This window comes from Brachybacterium sp. SYSU DS0246, assembly GCF_059391765.1.
In genome coordinates this window covers 118,669-137,080 of sequence record NZ_JBZXYT010000004.1, presented here as the reverse complement: position 1 = coordinate 137,080, position 18,412 = coordinate 118,669, and the positions used below count along the sequence as shown (strand labels likewise).

General features: G+C 72.2%; 15 protein-coding genes and 1 riboswitch. Of the genes, 1 reads left to right on the top strand and 14 read right to left on the bottom strand.

Annotation, left to right across the window (positions count from 1 at the left end; genetic code table 11):
• Positions 1-119: 119 nt before the first annotated feature.
• The 5 genes from AC5020_RS03390 to fmt all read right to left on the bottom strand — a co-directional run bounded on the left by AC5020_RS03390 (position 120) and on the right by fmt (position 5,154).
• Positions 120-383, bottom strand: a complete 264-nt coding sequence (locus tag AC5020_RS03390) for a phosphoribosyl-ATP diphosphatase (protein ID WP_377017272.1) — start codon at positions 381-383, stop codon at positions 120-122.
• A gap of 350 nt (positions 384-733) precedes the next feature.
• The gene (gene pnuC / locus AC5020_RS03385) at positions 734-1,438 is read right to left on the bottom strand and encodes a nicotinamide riboside transporter PnuC (protein ID WP_377016995.1); all 705 of its coding nucleotides are present in this window, start codon (positions 1,436-1,438) and stop codon (positions 734-736) included.
• Positions 1,439-1,530: 92 nt separating this feature from the next.
• A riboswitch (FMN riboswitch) is annotated at positions 1,531-1,648 on the bottom strand.
• Between the two features lie 190 nt (positions 1,649-1,838).
• Complete coding sequence (gene rpe, locus AC5020_RS03380) at positions 1,839-2,525, bottom strand: ribulose-phosphate 3-epimerase (RefSeq protein ID WP_377016993.1); 687 nt, start codon at positions 2,523-2,525, stop codon at positions 1,839-1,841.
• Complete coding sequence (locus AC5020_RS03375) at positions 2,522-4,195, bottom strand: RsmB/NOP family class I SAM-dependent RNA methyltransferase (protein WP_464987218.1); 1,674 nt, start codon at positions 4,193-4,195, stop codon at positions 2,522-2,524. The genes rpe and AC5020_RS03375 overlap by 4 nt, the downstream gene beginning before the upstream one ends.
• On the bottom strand, positions 4,192-5,154 hold the full coding sequence (fmt, locus tag AC5020_RS03370; RefSeq protein ID WP_464987217.1) for a methionyl-tRNA formyltransferase: 963 nt from the start codon (positions 5,152-5,154) through the stop codon (positions 4,192-4,194). Before fmt ends, AC5020_RS03375 begins: the two co-directional genes overlap by 4 nt.
• A gap of 193 nt (positions 5,155-5,347) precedes the next feature.
• Between fmt and AC5020_RS03365 the strand changes: the two genes are divergently transcribed.
• A complete protein-coding gene (locus AC5020_RS03365) occupies positions 5,348-6,562 on the top strand; it encodes an MFS transporter (RefSeq protein WP_464987216.1) in 1,215 nt (404 codons plus the stop codon).
• A gap of 90 nt (positions 6,563-6,652) precedes the next feature.
• Here the strand turns inward: AC5020_RS03365 and AC5020_RS03360 are convergent, their stop codons facing one another.
• From AC5020_RS03360 to AC5020_RS03320, 9 genes are all read right to left on the bottom strand, one after another.
• Entirely contained in the window at positions 6,653-8,389 is a 1,737-nt protein-coding gene (locus AC5020_RS03360; protein ID WP_464987215.1) for an SLC13 family permease, read from the bottom strand.
• Positions 8,390-8,530: 141 nt separating this feature from the next.
• Entirely contained in the window at positions 8,531-10,630 is a 2,100-nt protein-coding gene (locus AC5020_RS03355; protein WP_494564389.1) for a primosomal protein N' family DNA-binding protein, read from the bottom strand.
• Between the two features lie 119 nt (positions 10,631-10,749).
• Positions 10,750-11,130 (bottom strand): FKBP-type peptidyl-prolyl cis-trans isomerase, encoded by a 381-nt coding sequence (locus tag AC5020_RS03350; protein WP_377016983.1) that lies wholly within the window; start codon positions 11,128-11,130, stop codon positions 10,750-10,752.
• Between the two features lie 72 nt (positions 11,131-11,202).
• Positions 11,203-12,099: an FKBP-type peptidyl-prolyl cis-trans isomerase gene (locus AC5020_RS03345; protein ID WP_377016981.1), complete on the bottom strand. Its 897-nt coding sequence runs from the start codon at positions 12,097-12,099 to the stop codon at positions 11,203-11,205.
• 130 nt (positions 12,100-12,229) lie between these two features.
• Positions 12,230-13,639, bottom strand: coding sequence for a Pup--protein ligase (gene pafA / locus AC5020_RS03340; protein ID WP_464987213.1), 1,410 nt, complete (start codon positions 13,637-13,639; stop codon positions 12,230-12,232).
• A 4-nt stretch (positions 13,640-13,643) separates the two neighbouring features.
• On the bottom strand, positions 13,644-13,835 hold the full coding sequence (locus tag AC5020_RS03335) for a ubiquitin-like protein Pup (protein ID WP_464987212.1): 192 nt from the start codon (positions 13,833-13,835) through the stop codon (positions 13,644-13,646).
• Positions 13,836-13,936: 101 nt separating this feature from the next.
• Positions 13,937-15,667: a depupylase/deamidase Dop gene (gene dop, locus AC5020_RS03330; protein WP_464987211.1), complete on the bottom strand. Its 1,731-nt coding sequence runs from the start codon at positions 15,665-15,667 to the stop codon at positions 13,937-13,939.
• Entirely contained in the window at positions 15,664-17,253 is a 1,590-nt protein-coding gene (arc, locus tag AC5020_RS03325) for a proteasome ATPase (protein WP_377016973.1), read from the bottom strand. Before arc ends, dop begins: the two co-directional genes overlap by 4 nt.
• Before the next feature lie 37 nt (positions 17,254-17,290).
• Entirely contained in the window at positions 17,291-18,361 is a 1,071-nt protein-coding gene (locus AC5020_RS03320; RefSeq protein ID WP_464987210.1) for a tRNA (adenine-N1)-methyltransferase, read from the bottom strand.
• Positions 18,362-18,412: the final 51 nt, after the last annotated feature.

The following is an 18,412-nucleotide window of genomic DNA, read 5'->3' as shown; positions in this document are numbered from 1 at the left end:
GGCGCACGGAACGGGGACGGATGGTGGTCAGGGGTGGAGAGGGGCGATGCTGACGTGCGGGCGAGGCGCGTGGGACCCGGCGACCGCGGGGCCCGACGGTCTCGCCGTCGGATCTCGGATCAGAGCCGGCCGTAGACGTCCTCGAGGGTGATGCCCTTGGCGACCATCATCACCTGCAAGTGGTAGATCAGCTGGCTGATCTCGGTGGCCGCGTCGTCATGGGTCTCATGCTCGCAGGCCATCCATACCTCGGCCGCTTCCTCGACGATCTTCTTGCCGATCCCATGGACCCCCGAGTCCAGTTCGCGGACGGTGCCCGACCCCTCGGGTCGGGTGCGGGCCTTCTCGGTGAGCTCGGCGAACAACGCCTCGAAATCCTTCACGGGGCGTAGCTTACGCGTCATGACGGGGAGGCTGCGTGCCCGGCCGTCGACCGGATGTCGACGACTCATGGACAGGCGATCTCACCGGGTGCTCGCGGTGGGATCCGGGGGGCGGATGCTCCGTGGCCGCGTCCTTCTCCGGGGCTCGACTGCGGCCATGCGTCAGCCACCACACGAGCAGACCCGTCAGGGTCGCAGCGATGACCAGTCCCACCAGTGCGATGAACAGAAGGACGACCACGAACGGATTGCGGAAGAGGTTCAATGGGTACTCCTGTTCGTCGCTGAGCGGCCGCGTCGTTCGTCGCACGACCCGGGGTCCACGGTACGGGGACTCGCGCGCAGCGCGCTCATTCCTGGCGGACCGTCGGATCCAGGTGGGCTGTCTCGACGGTGACCCGTTCGTCGTGCTCTCGCCGGTTGCGCACCCGCCACCAGACGAAGAACCCCGTCAGCGTGAACACGCCGTAGAAGAGGTACATCAGGGCGCTGGCGTAGTAGCCCGCACTGACCAGCAGGGGGACGCCGACGATGTCGACGGCCACCCAGATCAGCCAGAACTCGACCCAGCCCTTGGCCATCCCGAAGGTGGCCAGGAGGCTGCCCACGAAGATCCACGCGTCGGCCCAGACGGGCTCGTAGGAGCCCAGGGCCCGAAAGATCGGGGTGAGCCCGGCGGTGCCGCCGACCATGGCGACGAGCAGGAGGATGCGGGTCCGCCAGGAGGCCCACTCGGGCTCGACGGCGGTGCCGCCCTCGTGCCGAGCCTGCTGCCAGCGGACCCAGCCGTAGATGCTGGTGGCGATGAACATCACCTGGCGGCCAGCCTGGCCGAGCAGATCCACGGTCCCGGCGCTGCCGAACAGGGAGCCCAGGAACACCGTCAGCAGAAGCGCGTTGCCGGCGATGCCGATGGGCCAGGCCCAGACCTTGCGGCGCATGCCACCGAGCGCGCTGAGCAGGCCGAAGAGGTTGCCGAGCACCTCGCGCCAGAGGATGAACTGCCCGCCCGCGAACTCGAGTCGCGCGTCGAAGAGCCACTGCAGAAGATCCATGCCGGTCCTTTCTCCGCCGATGCAGTGGCTCCGGGGGAAAAGGGGTTCCGGCAGGCCGCCGGGAGGCGCCAGGGCGCGCCGGCGACATGCAGGACGTGCGCCTCTCATCCAGGCTGTACTGTCGGTGCCGGAATTCCACCGGCTCCACCGCCGAAGCGGGTCGCGGACTGTCACCGCCGGCTCGGACTTTCACCGACCCCGGAGCACGTCACTGGTCGTGACGGGACAATGCTAGCCGCCTCGCGTCGTGACCCGGCGGGCCCGTGGCCGAGTGTGGCGAACGCCCTCCCGCCGGGGCAGCGGGCACCGGTCGACCCCGACGATTCGGGGGCTGAGCCCCCGATCGCTCGGGGCTCCTATGTCCCGGACTTCATGAGCCCCGGTGAGCGGCGTGCGAGGCTCAGTGACCCCCGTGGCCTCGCGCCAGCTCCCGCAGGGCCGTGATCTCCTCGGCGGCGTCCTGGGCCTTGTAGATGGCGGAGCCGGCGACGAACACGTTCGCTCCGGCCTCGGCGCAGCGTTCGATGGTCTCGCGGCTGACCCCGCCGTCGACCTGGATGGACACCTCGAGGTTGGCCTCGCTGATCGCGCCGCGGGCGCGGCGGATCTTGGGCAGCATCGTCTCCAGGAAGCTCTGCCCGCCGAATCCGGGTTCGACGGTCATGATCAGCAGCATGTCGAACTCGCCGATGACGTCCAGCAGCGGTTCCACCGCGGTGGCCGGGCGCAGCGCCACGCCGACGGCGGTGTTCTTGCGGCGCAGTTCGCGGGCCAGCTTGATCGGCGCCTTGGCGGCCTCGAGATGGAAGGTGACCGAGTCCGCGCCGGCCTCGGCGAAGGCGGGGGCCTGGCGGTCGGCGTCCTCGATCATCAGGTGAGCGTCCACGGGGATGTCGCTGCGTCCCACGATCTGCTCGACGACGCTGGGGCCGAAGGTCAGGTTGGGCACGAAGTGGTTGTCCATCACGTCCACGTGGACGCTGTCGGCGCTGGCGATCTTGTCCAGCTCGGTGCCGATGCTCATCAGGTCCGCGTTGAGGATGCTGGGGTGGATGTACTGGCCATCGGTCGAGTACGGGGAGTTCATGAGGGCGAGGTTCCTTCCGCGAGGGGGATCGGGTGCTTGCGCAGCAGGGAGATGTACATGGCGTCGGTGCCGTGCACGTGGGGCCAGAGCTGCACGGCGGGCCCCTCCCCGAGGTCCACCTCGTGGGCCTTGGCCGGTTGGATCGCGGCGCGCACGGCGTCTCGGGCATCGAGCTGCTCGACGTCCTCACGTCGGGAGAGGACGTCGGTGACCACGAGTCGGGTCTCGGCGAGGTGCGGGGAGCACGTCACGTAGGCGACGACGCCTCCGGGCGCGGTGGCGTCCAGCGCGGAGGTCAGCAGGTCGCGCTGGAGCACGCCGAGGTGGCCGATGTCCCCGGGCGTGCGGCGCCAGCGGGACTCGGGGCGGCGGCGCAGGGCGCCCAGACCCGAGCACGGCACGTCGACCAGGACCCGGGAGAAGTGCCCGGGCAGTTCCGCACCGATCTCGGTGCCGTCGGCGGTGCGGGTGGTGATCTCGCAGCCGGCCTCCTGCAGGGGCGCGATGGAGCGGTCGACGAGTTCGGTGCGGTGGGGCTGGACCTCGACCGCGAGCAGGTCGGCATCGTGGTCGATGGTCAGCCCGCCCAGCAGGGCCGTCTTCCCTCCGGGGCCCGCGCACAGGTCCAGCCAGTGGGCGTCGTCCGCACGGACGAGATCGTCCGCACCGAGGGCGAGGGCGAGCGCTGCGAGCTGGCTGCCCTCGTCCTGGACGGCGACCCGGCCCTGCTTGACCGGGTCGATGCCGCCGGGGTCCCCCGACGGCCAGGAGGCGGCGAAGATGCTGAGCTCGCCGGCGCTCGCGCCGTGGTCGATGAGCTCTTCGAGATCGATGAGGCCGGGGCGCATGACCAGGGACACTGCCGGAGCGGCGTTCTGGGCGGCCAGCAGCTCATCGATCTCGGACCGGTCGCGACCGTTGCCCGCGAGGGCGTCGGTGAGCGCCCGCACCACCCAACGGGGGTGGGAGTGGACCATGGCGAGATGACCGGTCAGGTCACGCTCGCGAGCTGGAGCGACCTCGGCGATCCACTCCTCCAGGGGCTTCTCCCCCACCCGGCGCAGGATCGCGTTGACGAAGCTCGCGGCGCCGGCGCCCACCTCCGAGCGGGCCAGTGCCACGGTCTCGGAGGTGGCGGCATGCGGGGCGACGGTCATGTCCAGCAGCTGATAGGCGCCCAGGCGCAGCACGTCCAGCAGTGCCGGGTCGACGTCGTCCAGCGGGCGGTCGATGCAGGCGGCGAGGATCGCGTCCAGGCGACCCTGGGCGCGCAGGGAGCCGTAGAAGAGCTCGGTGGTGAAGGCGGCATCGCGACCGGAGAGCCGATTGCTGCGCAGCAGGCGCGGAAGGACGAGGTTCGCGTACGAGTCCTCCTCGCGGACCAGGCGCAGCCCTTCGTAGGCCACCTGCCGAGAACCGGTGGCGCGGCGACCGCGCTCGGAGGGCCGTGAGGAGGACCAGCCACGGCGGGGGCCGCCCTGGCCGCGGGAACCCGAGCGCTCCCGCCCCTTCGCGTCGCGACCGCCGGAGGGGGCCGTCCCGCGCCCCTCCTCCCGGCGGGCCCGGTCATCGCGGCCACCGCTGTCGCGGGCACGAGCGTCTCGGCCACGACCATCACGGCTGCGGTCGTCGCGACCGGCGTCCCCCCGTCTGCGGCGCTGGTCGTTCATGCCTGCTCCTCGTCGTCGTCCAGATCGTGTGCGAAGGCGGCGCTGCTGCCCTCGCCGAGGGCCGCGCCGCGGGCCCAGTCCGCTGCCCGCATCGGCCGCTTCCCTGCCGGAGCGACCGTCGCCAGGGCGACGACGTCCGTGCCGGTGCCCACGAGCACCTGGCGGCGGGTGGTCTCGATCCGTCCCGGCGGCACGGGCGGGTGCTCGGGCGGTGCTTCCAGACCGAGAACCTTCAGGCGGGATCCGGCCAGGACCGTCCAGGCTCCCGGGTGCGGGCTCATGCCGCGGATATGGGCACTGACCTCGTCGGCCGGGCGGGTCCAGTCGATCCGGGCCTCGGCCGTGGTCAGCTTCGCGGCATGCGTGGCCAGCGAGTCGTCCTGCGGGGTGAGGGTCGCGGTGCCGGCTTCGAGGGCATCCAGCGCGGACAGCAGCAGATCGGCTCCCTCCTCGGCCATCCGGGCCAGCAGCTCTCCAGAGGTCTCGTACTCGCCGATCGAGGTCCGCGCGGTGGCGATGACGTCGCCGGTATCGAGGCCCTGCTCGAGGCGGAAGACGCTCATACCGGTCTCGCGCTGCCCGGCCAGAACGGCACGCTGGGCCGGGGCGGCGCCGCGCCAGGCCGGGAGCAGGGAGAAGTGGAGGTTCAGCCAGCCGTGGGCAGGGATGGACAGTGCTGCCGGCGGGACCAGGTTCCCGTAGGCCACCACGGGGGCGGCGTCGGGCGCGAGTTCGCGGATCTGCTGCTGGGTGTCCTCGTCGCGGAGCGTCGCAGGGGTCAGCACCGGTACCCCGGCCTCGAGGGCGAGGGACTTCACAGGACTGGGAGTGAGCTTGCGGCCGCGCCCCGCGGGGGCGTCGGCTCGGGTGAGCACCCCGGCGACGTCGTGGTGCGAGTCGAGCAGGGTGCGCAGGGAGGGAAGGGCGGCCTCGGGGGTGCCGGCGAAGAGCAGACGCATGATGCCCCGAGTCTACGGGGCTGACTCCCCGGACCGGCAGCGCTGGATGCGCCGACCGGACAGGTGCATCCAGCAGGACGAGCGGCCCGGATCCTCGGCGGGCGCCTGCTTAGAGTGGGCATATGTCGTACCCGGTCCGCGTCGTCCGCTGAGGGACGCCGCCTGATGGATCTGCTGTGAGGGGCGTGGTGTGATGCTCGACGAGCACCGGCCCGGACACTCGGTCGGCAGCCCCGCGTACCGGCGCATGCTCGTGGCTCTGGTGTGCGCGGGCATCGCCACCTTCGCCCAGCTCTACTCCCCGCAGGGAATGCTGCAGCTGATCTCCGCGGATCTCGGCGTCGGCCCCGAACAGGCGGCGCTGACGGTCTCGGCCGCGACCGGCGGCCTCGCTCTGGCCGTGGTGCCCTGGTCCTTCGCGGGAGACCGGATCGGGAGGCTGCGGGCGATGGTCCTCGCGGTGTCCGCGGCCACGACGCTGGCGCTGGTCGCGGCGTGGGCACCCAGCTACGAGCTGGTCCTGGTGCTGCGGCTGCTGGAAGGCGCGGCTCTGGGCGGTATCCCGGCGCTGGCCATGGCGTACCTCTCCGAGGAGGTGGACGAGCAGGCCCGGGCGATCGCGGCGGGCTGGTTCGTGGCGGGAACCACCGTCGGCGGGCTGCTGGGACGCGTGGTCGCCACTCCGATCGCCGATGCGCTGACCTGGAGGGCCGGGATGAGCGCTGTCGCGCTGCTCTCGGCCGCCGCTGCCGCCGCCTTCGTGCTCACGGCCCCGCGGGAACGGCGATTCGTGCCGCCGGACTCCGGGACGGGTTCCCGGCGGTGGGCTCCCCGGGCGGCGCGCCTGACCCGCACGCTGCGCGATCCCGGCCAGCTCGTCCTGTTCGCGTGCGCATTCCTGCTCATGGGTGGCTTCGTCGCGATCTACAACTACCTCGCCTTCCACCTCACCGCGGCGCCGTACCGGGTGTCGGCGGGCGTGGTGGGGCTGGTCTTCCTCGCCTACCTCGGCGGGACCGTCTCCTCCCCCGCCGCCGGGCGTCTGGCGACCCGGTACGGCCGGCTGCCGGTCATGCTCGCGGCGATGGGTGTGATGCTGCTCGGGCTGCTGCTGACCATCGCCGGGCCCCTGCTCCTGGTGCTGGTGGGCCTGCTGGTGATGACAGCCGGCTTCTTCGCGGCGCACTCGATCGCGAGCGGCTGGGCAGGGGCCCGGGCCGAGGGGGCGCGCTCGCAGGCGACGGGACTGTACAACCTCGCCTACTACGCGGGCTCCAGCGTGCTGGGATGGAGCACGGGCCACGTCTACGAGGCCTTCGGGTGGCCCGCCACCGTGGCGGTCGTGGGAGCCGGCGTGATCCTCGCCGCCGCACTGGCGCTGGGAGTGCTGCGCACGCAGGGCGGATGACGCCGGAGCCCTGCGGCCGGAGGGCCGGGACGACGGGCCGCGGCGCCCGCAGCCGGCCGCTGCGGAGTCCGGCGCGAGACCGGCGCGAGATCAGAAGACGAGCCCGAACACCCAGACCGCGAGGGTCATGGTCGCCGCGGTGATCAGCACGATGCCGATCAGGTTCAGCCATACCCCCGCCTTGGCCATCTGCGGGATCTGCACGTATCCCGAGCCGTAGGCGATCGCGTTCGGCGGGGTCGCCACCGGCAGCATGAAGGCCGAGGTGGCGGCCAGCGCCACCGGGATCGCCAGCAGCATCGGGTCGATGCCGATCCCGGTGGCGACCGCGGTGGCCACCGGCAGGAATGTCGCGGCGGTGGCGGTGTTCGAGGTCAGCTCGGTGAGGAAGAGGATGCCGGCGGCGGCGATCACCACGATCAGCACCATGGGCAGTCCGCCGAGCTGCTGGGTGACCTCGCCGATCCAGTCCGTCAGCCCGGAGCTGGTGAACTGGGCGCTGAGGGCGAGACCGCCGCCGAACAGCAGCAGCACGCCCCACGGGAGCTTCACCGCCGCCTCCCAGTCCAGCAGGCGCACCCCGCGGGCCGCTCCGGCCGGGAGCAGGAACAGCAGCAGGGCGACGAGCATGGCGATGCCCGCGTCGCTGATGGGCGGGTCCCCCTCGCTCACCAGTCGCCAGATCAGGGGGACGAACACCCAGCTGAGGGCCGCGAGCACGAAGATGGTCAGCACACGGACCTCTCCCGAGGAGATGCTGCCGAGCTTGCGGCGCTCGTCCCGGATCAGCTCCGCCCCGCCGGGGATCTCCGTGATCTCGGGACGGAAGATCACCTTGGTCAGCAGTACCCACGCGATCGCCATGAACACCAGCGCCAGCGGAGCTCCCACGACCATCCACCGGCCGAAGCCGATGGTGACGTCGAAGTCCTGGCTCATGTGCGCGGCGAGCAGGGCATTGGGCGGGGTGCCGATGATGGTGGCCAGCGAACCGATCGAGGCGGAGTAGGCGATGCCGAGCATCAGCGCGGCCCCGAAGTTGGAGCGGACGGCCTTGCTGGCCGTGCCCTCGGCCGACGGGTCGGGATCGACGCCTTCACCCGGCTCCTCGCCCTTGGTCGCGGCGTCCTCGAGGCGGAGCTTGTTCACCAGCAGCAGCACCGAGACCCCGATGGGCAGCATCATCACCGCGGTGGCCGTGTTGGAGACCCACATGGAGATGAATCCGGTCGCGACCATGAAGCCGAGGATCAGCAGCGACGGGCTGGTGCCGATGGCGGCGACGATCGCGAGGGCGATACGTCTGTGCAGGTTCCAGCGCTGCATGGCCAGCGCCAGCATGAAGCCGCCCATGAACAGGAAGACGATGTTGTTCCCGTAGGAGCCGCCGACGTCGTCGAAGCCGACGTCGGTGTTGAGGACGGGGAAGACCACCACCGGCACCAGGGCCGTCGCCGGGATCGGCAGCGCCTCCGTCATCCACCACACGGCCATGAGGACGGCGGTGGCGGCCGTGAGCCGGGCAGCGTGGGGTGCCTCGGCCGGCATGATCAGGTAGATGACCACGGCGGCCACGAGCCCGACGGCGAGACCGAGGCGGCGGACCAGAACGGTGCGGCCCGGCGCGGCCGGCGCCCGCTCCCCCTCGGAGAGATCGTCCCGGTTCCCGTCTCCTTCGGCGTGCTCGGTCTCGACGAGGTCGTCGCGCCCTTCGGGCCTGTCGCGTCCCTCGGGAGTGCCGCTCTCGACGCGTCGGTCCCCTCCGGCACGTGCGTCCTGTCCCTCGGGCCCCTCGGGAGTGCTGGACGTCGTCGGTCCCTCGCGCATGATCTGTGCCCTCCGTCGCCTCGTCGCGATCTCTTCGGTGCGACCGATCACACTACGGGACGTCGGGGGCGGAGGCGAGCAGGCCGGTGCGAGCACCGCCCCGAGGCACGGTCGCGACACCGACGGGACCGCGCCTCGGGGTCAGAACACGTCGGGCGGATCCAGGCGCACCCGCAGCGACCCGCGGGCCTTGCGGGCCGAGCGCGCGGCCACGCCCGCTCGCAGCGCATCGGCGAGCTCACGGGAGCGGCGTGGGTCCAGACGCACCACGGCCCGGGCACGGCCTGCCGACTCCGGCTCCTCGAGGTCGACGGGGCCGAACACGTCGGTGCCATCCGGCAGATCCGTGGTCTCCAGGTAGTTGCGGCAGGCGTCCTTGTCACCGACGATCTCGGCGACCCTGCTGAACGGAGGCAGGTCCAGTTCCCGGCGGTCGGCGAGGACGCGGTCGAGGAACACCCGCGAGCGATGGGCGACCAGATCACGGATCGCAGGCAGTGTGGCGGTGCCGACGACCAGCACGTGCCCGCCCTCGTCCGCGGTGCGCACCAGTGCGATGGCGTTGCGCCAGCGGCGCACGGCCTCGACGTCGGCATCGAAGGCGGCGCGGGCGAGCATGGCGTCGGCGTCCAGGAGCAGTGCGGCGGCGAATCGACCCGGGGGTGCGGGCTCGGCGCCCGGGGTGGCGACCACGATCCCGTGCTCAGGGACGTTCTCGTCCTCGAGCGCACCATGGGCGCCGCCGGCGACTTTCAGCGGGACGTCGGGAAAGCCGCGGTGGAGCTCCTCGGCGGTGCGGGTGGAACCGATGACCATGGCACGCACCTGGGTGCGATCGCATTCGGGGCAGCGATACCCGTCCTCGCGGCGCCCGCACACCCGGCAGTGCAGCGGGCCGCTGCGTCCGGTGACCGACAGAGGGGCGGCGCAGTTCGGGCAGTGGGCGCGGGTGCCGCAGAAGGTGCAGGCGATGGCCGGTACGTATCCGCTGCGCGGGACCTGGACGAGCACCGGGCCGCGCTCCAGTCCGCGCCGGATCACGCGCATCGCCTCCTGGGGCAGCCGGGAGCGCCCGGAGGGGCCCTCCCGTTCGCGGAGGTACTGGTCCATGGCGACGATGTGCGGGCGCACGGCGGTCACGGGCGCCGGGAGCGGCTCGAGCCGGGCCAGGTAGCCCGCCTCCGCGAGTGCCTGCAACGGGACCGAGTCGGTGGCCGCCAGGAAGAGCAGGGCGCAGCGCTGCTCGGCGGACCGGCACTGCAGGACGGTGCGGACGTGGGGATACGGGGCGCGGGGCTCCTCGAGCAGGTCGTCGGCCTCGTCCCAGCAGATCGCCAGGGCGAGGTTCGCCACCGGTGCGAAGGCGGCGGAGCGGTTTCCCAGGACCACGCGGGTGGCGCCCCGGAGGATCCGGCGGAACGTGCGGTAGCGCTTCTCGGGGCCCTCGGTGCCCGCCAGGATCTCGTGCTCGATGCCCCTGGCCGCCAGGACCCGGCTGAGCCGGGCGATGTCCCGCTGGTCCGGGGCGATGACGAGGGCTCCCTGATCGGGCCCGAGGTCGGCGATGGCGTCGGCCGCCACGACGGTCCAGGGATCGGCGGCGTCGAGGGTGATGGTGGCACGTGGCACCGGGCCGGTCGGCTGCCCGGCGCGGGAGATCAGAGCGGCCAGGCCGGGGTAGCGATCGCCCGGGCGCGGCGCGGGAGCCCCCGTGTCCGCGCCGTCGCCGGCGTCCTGGCCGGCATCCTCATCGCCGGCGGCGCCGTAGCCGGCATCCTTCCCGTCGGCGTCCTCGCGATCGGAGGCCTCGGTGTGGGCGTCCTCGGAGGCCTGCTCCTGCTGGAGCGCCTTGTCCTCCGCGGCGCGGTCCGCCTTCTCCGCGCGGGCATGGCGCGGCGGGAGGGCCAGGCGCAGCACATCCCCCACCGTGCCCGCGCAGCGCTGGGCGACCTCCTCGCAGACCCGCATCATGGCCGGCGGGACCACGACGTCCTCGGAGACCAGGCGGCGCAGGGGCGCCAGGGGGCGGTCGGTCGACGCCTCGGCGTGCCGCCCCAGCACGATGCCTTCGGTGTCCTTGCCCGAGAAGCGCACCCGTACCCGCATGCCGGGCCCGGCTGCGGCGGTATCGGGGGTGACGGCGTACTCGAAGGGACGGTCCAGATGCGGCAGCACGCCCACCAGGCGCACGCTGGCCACGGGAAGCTCGTCGACGACGTCGAAGCCTGCGGTGGTGCGCAGCGTCCCGTCCCGGGGCGCCGATCCGCGTTCCGGGGCGGGAGGTTCGGGGGCGACGGGGGCCGTGAAGAGGCTCTCCTGCTCCCCGAGCGGTCCCCCCGCCGCCGGCGTGGCGGACGTGTTCAGCGCTTGTGCACCGCCACCAGGTCGCACACGAAGATCAGGGACTCGCCGGGGGCGATCACGGGCGGTGCGCCCATGTCGCCGTAGGCGAGCGAGGCGGGGATCTCGAGGCGGCGGCGCCCGCCGACCTTCATGCCCTGGACGCCCTGGTCCCAGCCGGTGATGACCTGGCCGACGCCGAGCTGGAAGCGCAGCGGCTCGCCACGATCCCAGGAGGCGTCGAACTGCTCGCCGGTGGAGTGGGAGACGCCCACATAGTGCACGTCGACGACGTCGCCGCGGGCGGCCTGCTCGCCGTCCCCGACGATCAGTTCACTGCTGACCAGCTCGGTGGGCGCGGGGCCTTCGGGGTGCTCGATCTCGGGCTTGCTGCGATCCATGGGTCCTCCTGGGATGTGCGGAAGGGGCCGTCGTACGGCCGCCTCCGCCGGGACGGTGTCGGTGTCGTGGGGTCAGTCTGCCTTGTGCGCGGCATCGAGCACGTCGATGACGAACAGGAGGGTCTGCCCGGCGAGCTCGTGCTCGGACTCGCCCTCCTCACCGTAGGCCTCGGCCGGGGGGACCACCAGCATCACCTGGGATCCGACGGGAAGGTCCAGCAGGTTCTCGTCCCAGCCGGGGATCACCTTCTGCATGCCCTGCGGGAAACCGAACGGCGCCCCACGCTCCCACGAGGAGTCGAACTGCTCACCGGAGTCCCAGTTCCATCCCGTGTAGTGCATGGTCAGGTAGTCGCCCTCGCGGGTGGCGTCCCCGGCGCCCTGGATGAGGGTCTCGCGGACGGTCTCGGTGGGTGCCTCGCCCTCGGGCGCGGACTCCAGGGAGGGTGCGCCGTTCTCGTCGAGGCTGACGGCCGGGAAGGTTCCGGAGGGCTCCTGCGCCTCGCCGTCGGCGCGCAGCGGCGAGACGACACGGTCGATGTCGGAGGCCTGGATGAGCGCGTAGGACTGCCCGGACGTCGTGGTCTGCCAGCCGGCCATCGCGACGCGCGAGCCGATCGGGACCGTGGTGAGGAACGCGAACGCCTCGTCACCGAGCGTCTCCGCGGTGACCTGCACGCCATTGGCCGGGGCGCCCTGCCACCAGGATTCGAGCACGTCGCCGGTGCTCGCGTCCGAATAGACGCTGCGCCAGATGATGGTGTCGCCCTCGGCGATCGTCTCGCCGTCCCCGGGGGTGATCAGGGCCGAATCGGGCGCGGTGATCTGCACCGGCGGGGTGAACTCGATCGTGGGCTCCGCCTCGAGGTCGTCGCTGACCGTCACGGCGGACAGGGCCGGGTCGCCGCCGCCGTCGGAGGCCGCCGCGGTGTTCTCGGCATCAGCGCCGTCGTCGGAGCAGGCGGCCACGCCGGCAACCGTGGTCGCAGCGAGAGCGGAGGTCAACAAGGTGCGGCGGCGGATCAAGAGCAGGCCTTTCGGATCGGGAGCCCCGAGCGGGGCACGTGCACCAGGGTACGGGGCGCGCGGCCCCGGATTCTCAGGCGGGCGGCGGATCATCGCTCGCCGATCCGGTCCCGGACCGGCGGATCTCGGCCAGGAGCTCGTCGACCGCGGGGAGCTCGGTCGCGAACGGGTCGAGGACCTGTACCGGCATGGACCCGGGACGGGTCAGGCGCATCGTGGTCCAGTCCACGACATGGTCGACGCCAAGCTGCTGAGCGGCGGTGACCACCTGCCCGCGCAGGTGCGCCCGCGTGGTGGCGGGAGCGACCTCGCGGGCGGCCTCGATGCGCTGCTCGGAGAGGACCGCCGGAGCGAGCCCGCGGGCCTGGAGACTGGCGAAGAGGCCCTGGCCCGGCGAGATGTCGTGGTAGGCCAGGTCGAGCCGTTCCAGCGCCGGATCCGAGAGCTCGACCCCACGGCGCTCGGCGACCTGCGAGAACAGGCGCTCCTTGATGGCCCAGTCCAGACGGGTCGCGGCCCAGCTGCGGTCCCCGGTGCGCACCGCGTCGATCGCTCTCTGCCAGGTCTCCAGCACGTCGCGCTCGGCGCTGTCGGAGCCCTCGGTCTCCTCGGTGACCTCGGCGGCCAGATCCAGCCAGCGCTGCTGGATCTCGACCGCCGAGGTGGTCCCGCCGCCGGCCGTGGGGATCGGCGCCTGCCCGGTGAGGTCGCGCGCGACGGCGCGGATGGTGGCGATGTCGTCGGCCAGGGTCAGATCGGGCAGGGCCCGGCCCGACTCGATGGCGCGCAGGACCAGGTCGGTGGTGGCGAAGCGCAGGTGCGTGGAGACCTCGCTCATCGTCGAGTCGCCGACGATGACGTGCAGGCGGCGGTACCTGGTGGGGTCGCCGTGGGGTTCGTCGCGGGTGTTGATGATCGGACGGGTTCGGGTGGTGGCCGACGAGACCGCCTCCCACATGTGGTCGCTGCGACGGGAGAAGACGAAGCGGGCCCCGTCCTCGTCACGCACCACTCCCCCGGCGCCGGTGACGATCTGCCGGGTGACCAGGAACGGCAGGAGGTACCGCGGCAGGCGCGTGAACTCGCCGCGGCGGTCGACGAGGTAGTTCTCGTGAGAGCCGAAGGCATTGCCCTCGGAGTCGACGTTGTTCTTGAGCAGGTGGATCCGAGCGTCCTGGCCGTCGGCGGCGAGGCGCTCCCCCGCCTGCTCGGCGAGGTCGGCGAAGATGCGTTCGCCGGCGCGGTCCTGGGCGACCAGTTCCCACCAGTCGTCGCATTCGGCCGTGGCGTACTCCGGATGGGAGCCGACGTCGAGGTAGAGACGGGCGGCGTTGGGCAGGAAGACGTTCGAGGAGCGGCCCATGGCGACCACGGGCCGGAACAGCTCGCGGGCCGCGTTCTCCGGCTCGAGCGCGCGGGTGCCGTCGGCGTGCACGCACACCAGCCCGAACTCGGTCTCCAGGCCTCCGACTCGACGCCTCATCGGGTCACTGGCCGCCCTTCTGGACGAAGGAGCGCACGAAGGTCTCGGCGTTGGACTCCAGCACGGAGTCGATCTCGTCGAGCAGGTCGTCCGCAGCCTGGGCCGAGGCATAGGTCTGGCCGCCGCCGGCGCTCTCGGTGCTGCCGGCCTCGTCGTCCGGCTCGGGACCGGATGCATGCAGTGACTGCTGGGACACGGGATTCTCCTCGGTGGTCGGGGGCTGTGGTCGGTCTGCGGAATCGTGGTGTCAGCGCGGCCGTCGTGCGGAGACGCCGGCGTCGGGGCCGAGCATCATCCTCAGTGCTCGCCGACGGCTCGGCGCAGCGAGTCGAGGATCTGTTCGATGCCCCCGCCGAGGTCGATGCCGTGGGCCTGGCACCAGGAGGCGGAGCCGAGGCGCGGATCCGCCAGGCGCAGACGGTGTCCGCCGTCGGGCCCGGCCAGGGTGATCGCGTCCCACCCGGCCGAGGGGACGTGCTCGCGATGGGCGGCGATGAGGCGGCCGCGCAGGTGGGCGCGGGTCGACGCGGGCGGGGCGGTGATCGCCGCGTCCACCTCCTCCTGCGCCACGAGCGTGCCCACGGCGCCGGCTGCGCGCAGCTTCGCGAACAGGCCCCGGCTGGGACGGAGGTCGCTGAACTGCAGGTCGATCAGGGACAACCGCGGATCGCCCCACTCCAGGCCGTGCCGGGCGCGGTAGCGTTCGAGCAGCTGCAGCTTGGCGACCCATTCGATGCGGTCGGCGGCCAGCGCGGGATCCTGCTCGAGCAGGTCCAGCAGCTCGCCCCACGTGCGCAGTACCGCCGCGGTCTCCTCGTCGCCCGGGTCGCACAGCGGCTCGAGCGCCTCGAGGTGGGCGCGCTGGATCTGGAGGGCGGTGAGCTCGCGCCCGTCGGTCAGGGGCACGGTCGCTCTCAGCGTGGGATCGTGGCTGATCGTGTGCACGGCCCCGACCGGGTCGGCCAGGCGCAGATCGGGAAGGATCGCACGCCCGGTGCGGTGCTCGGCCTCCAGCGCGGCGAGCACCAGGGAGGTGGAGCCGAGCTTGAGGAACGTCGACTCCTCCAGCAGGTTCGCGTCACCGATGATCACGTGCAGGCGGCGGAAGCGCGAGGGGTCCGCATGGGGCTCGTCGCGCGTGTTCACGATCGGCCGGTTCAAGGTGGTCTCCAGTCCCACCTCGGCCTCCATGAAGTCAGCGCGGGAGGAGATCTGGTAGCCGGGCTGCTCGCCCCGGGGACCGAGACCCACACGACCGGCGCCCACGAGCACCTGGCGGGTGCTCAGGAACGGGAGCATCGCGGCGGTGAGGCGTTCGAACGGCACCTCGCGCTCGACGAGGTAGTTCTCGTGCGTGCCGTAGGACGCGCCCTTGCCGTCGGTGTTGTTCTTGTAGAGGGTGACGCCCGGGATGCCGTCGGCGGCCTCGAGGATGCCCATGGCGCGGCGAGCGATCTCCTCCCCAGCACGGTCGGCGACCACGGCCTCGCGGGCACGGGTGACCTCGGGGGCGGAGTACTCCGGGTGCGCGTGGTCGACGTACCAGCGCGCGCCGTTGGCCAGCACGGCGTTGCCGATCGAACGCTGTGCCGCCCAGCTGAGCACCTCGGCGTCATCGCCGTCCGGGGCGGTCTCGGGGCCGGCGGCCGGGGCATCCAGCTCGACGCTGGGCAGGCTCGGGGCGCTGGGCAGGTGCGCCTCGTGCACCTCGTCGGTGAGCTGGGTGGGGTGGGCTGCGGCGCGCTGCAGGTCGAAGCCGCGCGCGTCGCGCAGCGGGGTCTCATCGCCGTAGTCCCAGCGTACGCGGGATCCGCGCTCGCCCTCGTGCGGGTCCAGCAGGGCGTAGGCGCCGACGACCAGGTGCGAGAGTCCGACGGCGCTGCCGGCACCGGCGCGCGAGCGGGTCTCGGGATCGGTGTGGAGCACACCGAACTCGGTCTCGATCCCCATGACGCGCTCGGTGGTGAGGTCGGTGACATCCGCCAGGCCCGCCGGGCCGCCGGGCTGATCGCTCGTGTCAGTGCTCATCCCCGCACCTCCTCGACCAGGGGCTCCTCCGCCTCGGCCGCGCGGGAGCGTCCCTGCAGCGGGACCACTGCCTCGATCCGGCGGCCCTGCTTGCCGCGGGTGCCGGAGACGCGAGCCCAGTCCTCGGGGTGCGCCGCCGAGGGCATGTCCTCGTTCTCGACGAACTCGGCGGTGATCGCCTCGCGCAGATGCTGTGCGGTCAGTCCCACCGACCCGCTGGCCAGCTGGTCCTTGACCGCGAGCTTCTTGGCGCGGTCGGTGATGTTGCGCAGCGTCGCCCCGGAGACGAAGTCGCGGAAGTGGAGGGTCTCCTCGGAGCCGTCGGAGTACTCCAGGCGCACGAACGCCGAGGCCGGGCCGTCGTCGTAGATGTCCTGTGCCGCCACATCCAGCAGCTGGTCGCGGTCCTCCCGCATCGGGACGGACTCGTCGAGATAGAGCCCCAGGATCTCGCGGCCCGCCTCGAGATCGGGACGGCGCACTCGGATCTTCACGTCCAGCCGGCCGGGGCGCAGGATCGCCGGATCGATCATGTCCTCACGGTTGGAGGCGCCGATGACGATGACGTTGTCGAGGTCCTCGACGCCGTCGATCTCAGCCAGCAGCTGCGGCACGATCGTGGTCTCGACGTCGCTGGAGAGGCCGGAGCCGCGGGTGCGGAACAGGGCCTCCATCTCATCGAAGAAGATCACCACGGGGTGGTCGGCGGCGGCCTTCTCGCGAGCGCGCTCGAAGACGAGGCGGATGGAGCGCTCGGATTCACCGACGTACTTGTTCAGCAGCTCCGGGCCCTTGATGTTGAGGAACGCGGAGTTCTCGAGGGCTTCGGCGACGCTGACGCCGCGCACCTCGGCCGAGCGCAGCACGAGCTCGTGGGCGACGGCCTTGGCGATCATCGTCTTGCCGCAGCCGGGCGGGCCGTACAGCAGCACGCCCTGGGGCGGGCGCAGACCGTAGGTGCGGTAGAGGTCCTGCTGGAGGAACGGCAGCTCGACGGCGTCGCGGATGGCCTCGATCTGGCCGCCGAGCCCCCCGATCTGGTCGAAGGTGACGTCGGGGACCTGCTCGAGGACGAGGTCGGTGATCTCGGCGCGGTCGATGCGCTCCATGACCAGCTGCGCCTTCAGGTCGACCAGCACGTGGTCACCAGGGTGCAGCGCCTCCTCGGCCAGGGCGCCGGCGCGGCGCAGCACCCGGGTGTCGTCGGGGGCGACCGCCACGATCACGCGGGTGTCGGGCAGGGACTCCACGACGGGCACGACGTTGCCCGCATCGCTCGGGGCCACCGCCTCCACGGCGGCCAGCGACTCGTTCAGTCGCAGCTCGGCGCCGGGTTCCAGGCTCTCCAGGTCCAGGCTCGCGGCCGTGGCCACGCGCAGCCGGCGGCCGTTGTGGAGCACGTCGATGGTGGTCCCCTCGGTGCGGCGCAGGAACGTGGCGTAGGAGTTCGGCGGATCTCCCACCCGCTCCAGGTCGGCCTTGAGCTCGACGATCTGGGCGCGGGCGGCTCGCAGCCCACTGGTGAGGCGGTCGTTGTGGGCGGCCAGCTGCTCCAGCTCGGCCGTCATCTCCGCGTAGGTCTTCATCGTCGCGGCCTCTCCTTCCCTGTCGTCGCCGGTCGGCTCAGCGGTCCCGGCCCTGCCGGATGTCGCGCAGGGCGCGCTTGAGCTTGCGCGGGGCGACACCGCGCTCCCCCAGGTCCTGCGGGCCCCATTCGCTGTCCGAGCCGCCGAAGCCGTCGTTGGCGGGATCGTTCATCTCGTCCTCGACCCGCGAACCGGGAGCCGGGCGGGTCACGCGCGTCAGGGCCGACGTGCCGTGGGCCGTGCGGCGCGAGGTGAGCAGGAACCCGGTATGGGCGTTCATGCGGTGCTCCGGTCGCACCGCGAGCCCCTCGAGGTGCCAGGGACGCACGAAGGACTCCCAGGCGAAGGGCTCGGTGAACTCCCCATGGTCGCGCAGCGCCTCGGCGGTGCGGGAGAGCTGGGTGACCGTGGCGACGTAGGCGAGGAACACGCCCCCGGAGACGAGCACCTCCGCGGCGGCCTCGATGCATTCCCAGGGGGCGAGCATGTCCAGGACGACGCGGTCGACGGCGGGCCCGTCGGGCGCCAGCGTCGGGGCGACATCCTGGAAGTCGCCGACGGTGAGATCCCAGGACGGGTTGGGGCCGCCGAAGAAGGTCTCGACGTTCTCCCGGGCCACCTCGGCGAAGTCCTCGCGGCGCTCGATCGAGTGCAGGCTGCCGTCGGGGCCGACGGCGCGCAGCAGCGCCGTGGTCAGGCCGCCGGAGCCCACCCCGGCCTCCAGCACGCGGGCGCCGGGGAAGATGTCGCCCCACATGAGGATCTGGGCGGCGTCCTTGGGGTAGATGATGGCGGCGCCGCGCGGCATGGAGAGCATGTAGTCGGCGTACAGCGGGCGCAGCGCCTGGTATCTGGTGCCCCGGTTGTCCTCGACGACCACGCCGTCCTCGGCGCCGATCAGCCGGTCGTGGCGCAGCACGCCACGGTGGGTGTGGAACTCGCCGCCGGGCTTCAGGGTGATGGTGTGCAGCCGGTTCTTGGAGTCGGCGAGCTGGACCTTGTCGCCGAGATCGAAGGGGCCGGTGCGGTCCAGGCCGCGGCGGGGCGCGCGGGGCGCGGGGCCCTGCGCCCCGGTCCGGGCTGCGGGCTGCGACGGCTGATCAGTCATACGTTCCAGCATATGACGCGCGGTGAGACGGACGGGAGGAAGGGAGGCGAT

Excerpts from the sequence above, each read along its gene's own strand:
- pnuC (WP_377016995.1), bottom strand. The coding sequence starts at position 1,438 with ATGGATCTTCTGCAGTGGCTCTTCGACGCGCGACTCGAGTTCGCGGGC.
- rpe (WP_377016993.1), bottom strand. The coding sequence starts at position 2,525 with ATGAACTCCCCGTACTCGACCGATGGCCAGTACATCCACCCCAGCATC.
- AC5020_RS03375 (WP_464987218.1), bottom strand. The coding sequence starts at position 4,195 with ATGAACGACCAGCGCCGCAGACGGGGGGACGCCGGTCGCGACGACCGC.
- fmt (WP_464987217.1), bottom strand. The coding sequence starts at position 5,154 with ATGCGTCTGCTCTTCGCCGGCACCCCCGAGGCCGCCCTTCCCTCCCTG.
- AC5020_RS03365 (WP_464987216.1), top strand. The coding sequence starts at position 5,348 with ATGCTCGACGAGCACCGGCCCGGACACTCGGTCGGCAGCCCCGCGTAC.
- AC5020_RS03360 (WP_464987215.1), bottom strand. The coding sequence starts at position 8,389 with ATGCGCGAGGGACCGACGACGTCCAGCACTCCCGAGGGGCCCGAGGGA.
- AC5020_RS03350 (WP_377016983.1), bottom strand. The coding sequence starts at position 11,130 with ATGGATCGCAGCAAGCCCGAGATCGAGCACCCCGAAGGCCCCGCGCCC.
- pafA (WP_464987213.1), bottom strand. The coding sequence starts at position 13,639 with ATGAGGCGTCGAGTCGGAGGCCTGGAGACCGAGTTCGGGCTGGTGTGC.
- dop (WP_464987211.1), bottom strand. The coding sequence starts at position 15,667 with ATGAGCACTGACACGAGCGATCAGCCCGGCGGCCCGGCGGGCCTGGCG.
- arc (WP_377016973.1), bottom strand. The coding sequence starts at position 17,253 with ATGAAGACCTACGCGGAGATGACGGCCGAGCTGGAGCAGCTGGCCGCC.
- AC5020_RS03320 (WP_464987210.1), bottom strand. The coding sequence starts at position 18,361 with ATGACTGATCAGCCGTCGCAGCCCGCAGCCCGGACCGGGGCGCAGGGC.